This is a genomic window from Anoxybacillus sp., assembly GCF_036834105.1.
GTDB lineage: Bacteria > Bacillota > Bacilli > Bacillales > Anoxybacillaceae > Anoxybacillus.
The window spans coordinates 1-5,555 of sequence record NZ_DAITON010000042.1; the positions used below are offsets into that span (position 1 = coordinate 1).

Below are 5,555 nucleotides of genomic sequence, written 5' to 3' on the forward strand. Positions count from 1 at the left end.
AGGAGGCTTTAACGATGAAAAGGTGGTTTACGATATTTACCTTATTGTTGTTTATTATTCCATCGGTTAGTTTCGCTGATGCGATTGAAGGGGATGTCATCATTACACTCGGTGAAAACTTAACAGAGCAGCAAAAACAACAAATATTGAAAGAGATGAACGCACCAGATAACGCTGAAATCATTACAGTTTCAAATGCGGAAGAGCATAAATATCTCGGCGGCATCATTCCGAAAGGACAAATTGGAACGAAAGCCATTTCATCATCGAAAATTACCATTGGAGCGCCCGGCTCGGGGTTACAAGTCGAGACGAACAACATCAACTGGGTAACAAAAGAAATGTATATGAACGCGCTCATTACGGCGGGGGTGAAAGATGCCGTCATTTACATTACTGCACCATTTCCTGTATCAGGGACGGCTGCGCTGACAGGATTAATGAAAGCATATGAACTTTCTTCAAACGAGGTCATTCCTGACGAAGTGAAAAAAGTGGCAAATGAAGAAATGGTGAAGACAGCGCAACTCGGTGAATCAATCGGCAACGACAAAGCTGTAGCGTTGCTTGCAAAGATTAAAGAAGAAATTGCGAAAAATCCTCCAAAAACTGATGCCGACATGCGTGCGCTTATTGAACGAATCGCTCAAGAGCTTGGCATTACGTTAACGGAAGACGAAATCAATAGCTTACTTTCTTTATTTATCAAAATGAAAAATGTCAACATCGATTGGAATCAAGTAAATGAACAGTTGGCTCAAGCGAAAGACAAGCTATCAGCCTTTTTGCAAACAGAAGAAGGTCGAACGTTCATTCAGCGCATCGTTGACATTTTACGTGAAATATGGAATGCGCTCCGCGGTGCGTTTGGAGCATAAAAATAACCGAGGCGGTTGCCTCGGTTATTTTTTCACCCTCGTTTTTAGCGGCAAGTCGAGTCGAATTAAATCTTCGTACGTTTCACGTCTCACGACAAGCTCTGCCTCACCGTCTTCAACAAATACGACCGCTGGCCGCGGGATGCGGTTGTAGTTATTAGCCATCGCATATCCGTAAGCACCGGTGCAAAAAACAGCTAAGTAGTCCCCTGGTTGCGCCTTTGGGAGCGGTAAATCCCAAATGAGCATATCACCCGATTCACAACATTTCCCAGCTATCGCGACCACTTCTTCACAATGATCGTACATACGGTTAGCTAGCACCGCTTCATATTTTGCCTCATATAGCGCAGGGCGAATGTTATCGCTCATTCCCCCATCGACTGCAACGTATTGCCGGACGTTTGGCACTTCTTTCCGAGAGCCGATCATATATATCGTCGTTCCAGCATCCCCCACGAGCGAACGCCCCGGCTCAATCCAAATTTCTGGAAACGGAAGTTGGAAGCGACCAACGTTTCGCTTCACTTCTTCAATAATTTGCTCGACATACTGCTCTGGTGCGAGCGGGTCATCATCTTTCGTATAACGAATACCAAAACCGCCGCCGAGATTGACAACTTGGGCAGTAAAATCGTATGCATCACGCCATGCGGAAAGTTTTTCAAACAACTTTTTCGCTGCAAGTACAAAGCCTGTCGCATCAAAAATTTGCGAACCGATATGACAATGAATACCGAGCACATGAAGATGAGAAAAAGCGAGAGCGCGCTGCAAAGCTTCATCTGCTTGTCCGTTATGCAAATCGAAACCGAACTTTGAATCTTCTTGACCTGTTAAAATATAGTCGTGAGTATGCGCCTCAATTCCCGGTGTGACGCGCAATAAAATAGGCATCGTATATTCATGAGCAGAACAAAGTTGTTGCAGTAGCTCTAATTCGTAAAAGTTATCGACAACAATGCAACCAATTTTCGCCTCAATCGCCATTTGTAACTCTTCTTTACTTTTATTATTCCCATGAAAATGAATGCGTTCAACAGGGAAGTCGGCTGCTAAAGCAGTATATAACTCGCCGCCCGAAACGACATCAAGCGACAATCCTTCCTCTGCCATCAGCTGTACGATCGCTATCGTCGAAAACGCTTTGCTTGCGTACGCTACTTGCGCACGCACCCCATGTTTATGAAACATTCGTTTAAACGCCCGCGCCCGCTCACGAATAAGCGCAACATCGTAAATGTAAAGCGGTGTCCCATACGTGCGAGCAAGTTCAATCGCATCGACACCTCCAATTTGTAAATGACCACGTTCATTTATTTGCATCGTTCCATGCATAATTATACAATCCCCCTGATGATTCCGAAATAATTAAAGAAAACGTACCATAATTTTTGGTACGTTTCAACCTTTTTATGTCGGTTGTTTTTGCTTATTTTGTGGATGAACGATACTCGGTCGAATGGAAGAACCAGCAACGGATCGTCGAACGATAATTTGCATAAACGCCCCCGGATCGAACGGAATAAATGGCCATAAATATGGTGTATTTAATGAGCGAATGTTGGCGAGAAACAGTAAAAATACGGTCACACCGATCATAAATCCAGGTACACCAAATAAGGCAATAACAACTAAAAATAAGAGACGGAAAATTTTATTTGCAATGCTTAATTCATAACTCGGTGTAGCAAAAGAACCGATCGCAGCAATCGATACGTACAAAATGACTTCTGGCACAAACAGCCCAACATCAATAGCAATTTGCCCGATTAATGCGGCTGCAATTAAGCCCATCGCTGTCGATAATGGCGTTGGCGTATGAATAGCAGCCATTCGTAAAAACTCGATACCGATATCCGCAATTAAAAGTTGCACAAAAATAGGAATGTTCGTTTTCTCATTCGGTCCAATATATGCCAGCTTTTCTGGCAATAACGACGGATCGAGAACGAATAAAAACCAAAGTGGTAACAAAAAGAGCGATGCGAAAATGCCTAAAAAACGCACCCATCGGACGAACGTTCCGACCGCCGGGGATTGCCGATATTCTTCCGCATGTTGAACGTGGTGAAAATACGTTGTTGGCGTAATAATGACGCTTGGCGAAGTATCGACCATGATAATAACGTGCCCTTCTAATAAATGGGTAGCAGCTACATCGGGCCGCTCTGTATAGCGCACAAGCGGATACGGATTGTATCCTTGTTTCACTAAAAATTCCTCAATGGTTTTGTCCGCCATCGTCAACCCGTCAATTTTAATTTCGTTTAATTCTTGTTTAATCAATTCAACAAGGCCCGGGTCGGCTACATCTTGAATGTACGCAATACAAATGTCTGTTTTCGAGCGCTCACCAACTTGTATCATTTCGAAGCGAAGCCTTTCGTCACGAATGCGACGCCGGGTTAACGCTGTATTGACGACAATGTTCTCAACATAGCCGTCACGCGCGCCGCGCACAACTTTTTCCGTATCGGGCTCCTCGGGCGAGCGACCCGGATAACTGCGCACATCGACAGCAAATGCTTTCGTTTCCCCATCAATAAATAATAAAATGAGACCGGTTAATAAAAAATCAACCGCTTCGTCTAAGCTTTTTACTGGGTTTACTTGCTGATGAACGAGACGATTTTCAATGATTTCGGGCAGCTTTGCCGATTGTCGCTCACGATCGTTCACTTGAACGAGCATTTCGAGCAATTCGATGATGTATTGCGTATCACAAAGACCGTTACAATAATATAGATGCACATCCGTCTTTAAAATGTGCAGTTTACGAATTCCTAAATCGAAGCTCGTTCCAACCCCAATCGCATCTTTAAAAAACTGCTCATTTTCATTCAACTTCGGAGAAATCGGTATGCAACTTTCTGTTTTCATCACGCCTACTCCTTTCGAGAATATATTCAATCGCCTTGCGCGTAATCGGACAACCGTTACGAATATCGTCGCGCCGTCTCATTTTTCCAATGTCCCCAATGCCAACGACGATCGGAATCGATAATTCATCTAAGCAATATACAGTATCGCCATTGATTCGACCGACTTCCCACTCACAAATGCCTTCTTTATCTACACCGTACGTGGTAAAATTCCCATCGTAATCGATGCAAACATGTACTTTTGTCCATTCTTGATTGTTCGTATCAGATGCTACTGCAATCGCTCCTAACACATCGATTTGTTTATGCGTCGCGACATAGCGAAGCGCTTGTTCCCCTGCCCCTTCACCAATAATGCCGCTATCGTCAAACATAACAAAGACAGGATCATACGGCGTCTGTAAAATAAGATCAACGAGCTGTTTACCTGTTAAACGTGATGGATTTCCTTTCGACTGGCTAATGCAGCGACCGCCGAGTTGCTTTGCTAACCATTCAAGCGCACGTTGCACATGCTGATCTCCATCTGTTACTAAAATCACTTTTCTTTTTTTCATTCCATCCTTCCTCTCGGCTTACAGACGAACGCGGTTACCCATGCAACAGCAATCGGAAAAGAAAGAAAAAAGACGACATTTGTAAAGTCCCCCGTTTTTACCGCTTGTATGCAAGAAGCCCCCATATGAACAAGCGTCGTTTCCACACCTGCATGCGCTAACGACTGAAACGAAGTGTACCATCCGACCACTTCTATGACCATACCGAGCAATATAAGTATCGTCATCGTACGGACGAACGACCATTTCATCAGTAATAATTGCCCAATAAACGATAATACTCCACCAACAATAAACGCGTATACGTACGTTTCCATCCTTATGTCACCGCTTCGATCGAGATGGCATGAGCGATCGCTGGAATCGTTTGGCTTTGCTTCACCATCGTGCTATTGAACAATGCACCTGTCGCCACAACGAGCATTGTATTTATTTTTTTCTCTTTCATTTGCCGAAGAAAATAGCTGTATGTGACGACCGCACAGCACGCACAGCCACTACCGCCTGCAAACGCTTGTTGTTCTGCATCATAAATAAGCACACCGCAATCCGCATATCGCTCGCCTATGTTCATATTTGCATCATCACATAACGACTTGAACTCGTTACTTCCTACTTTTCCTAAGTCTCCTGTCACAATGACATCATACGATTGTAGAGAGAGGCCACAATCAACCAAATGTTGCTTTATCGTCGTGAACGCTGCTGGTGCCATCGCTCGTCCCATATCGAGCGGATCGGTTACACCGCTATCGACGACGCGACCGATCGTTGCCGAACGAATGCGAAATGGCGAACGATTCGTACTTAATAACGCAGCCGCTCCCCCTGTCACTGTCCACGATGCGCTTTCTCCTTTTTGCACACCGATTGTCGTCGGAAAACGAAACTGACGCTCAGCTGCCCCGTAGTGACTGCTTGTAGCAACTAATACGCGCCGAGCAAACGTCCCGTCAATAAATGTAGCAGCAACGAGCATCGCTTCCGTTATCGTCGAACAAGCGCTAAATACCCCTAAAAATGGAACGTTTAGTTCGCTCGCTACGTAGTTCGCAGTAACGGTTTGATTAAGCAAGTCTCCTGCAACAAATAAATCGACATCTTGAACGGATACGCCTCCATTTTCTAAACAAATCGTAATCGCTTCTTTCATAAGCCGCCGCTCTGCTAGTTCCCAACTTTGTTCCTCGCAATATAAATCATCGTATGCCCGATCAAATGATGAACCGAGCGGA

The 5,555-nt window shown here is 44.5% G+C and carries 6 protein-coding genes; 1 reads left to right on the top strand and 5 read right to left on the bottom strand.

What is annotated here, in order from left to right; genetic code table 11:
- Positions 1 to 14 precede the first annotated feature (14 nt).
- The gene (locus V7Z64_RS06045) at positions 15 to 878 is read left to right on the top strand and encodes a DUF1002 domain-containing protein (protein WP_297990199.1); all 864 of its coding nucleotides are present in this window, start codon (positions 15 to 17) and stop codon (positions 876 to 878) included.
- A gap of 24 nt (positions 879 to 902) precedes the next feature.
- On the opposite strand, the gene lysA is transcribed toward V7Z64_RS06045, so the two are convergent.
- From lysA to spoVAD, 5 genes are all read right to left on the bottom strand, one after another.
- Positions 903 to 2,222: a diaminopimelate decarboxylase gene (gene lysA / locus V7Z64_RS06050; RefSeq protein ID WP_297990215.1), complete on the bottom strand. Its 1,320-nt coding sequence runs from the start codon at positions 2,220 to 2,222 to the stop codon at positions 903 to 905.
- 69 nt (positions 2,223 to 2,291) lie between these two features.
- Positions 2,292 to 3,761 (bottom strand): spore germination protein, encoded by a 1,470-nt coding sequence (locus V7Z64_RS06055; RefSeq protein ID WP_297990197.1) that lies wholly within the window; start codon positions 3,759 to 3,761, stop codon positions 2,292 to 2,294.
- Complete coding sequence (locus V7Z64_RS06060) at positions 3,718 to 4,320, bottom strand: stage V sporulation protein AE (RefSeq protein WP_297990195.1); 603 nt, start codon at positions 4,318 to 4,320, stop codon at positions 3,718 to 3,720. Before V7Z64_RS06060 ends, V7Z64_RS06055 begins: the two co-directional genes overlap by 44 nt.
- Complete coding sequence (locus V7Z64_RS06065) at positions 4,317 to 4,637, bottom strand: SpoVA/SpoVAEb family sporulation membrane protein (RefSeq protein ID WP_297990193.1); 321 nt, start codon at positions 4,635 to 4,637, stop codon at positions 4,317 to 4,319. The genes V7Z64_RS06060 and V7Z64_RS06065 overlap by 4 nt, the downstream gene beginning before the upstream one ends.
- 2 nt (positions 4,638 to 4,639) lie before the next feature.
- On the bottom strand, positions 4,640 to 5,555 hold a 916-nt coding region (gene spoVAD, locus V7Z64_RS06070), incomplete at its 5' end, for a stage V sporulation protein AD (protein ID WP_334109727.1).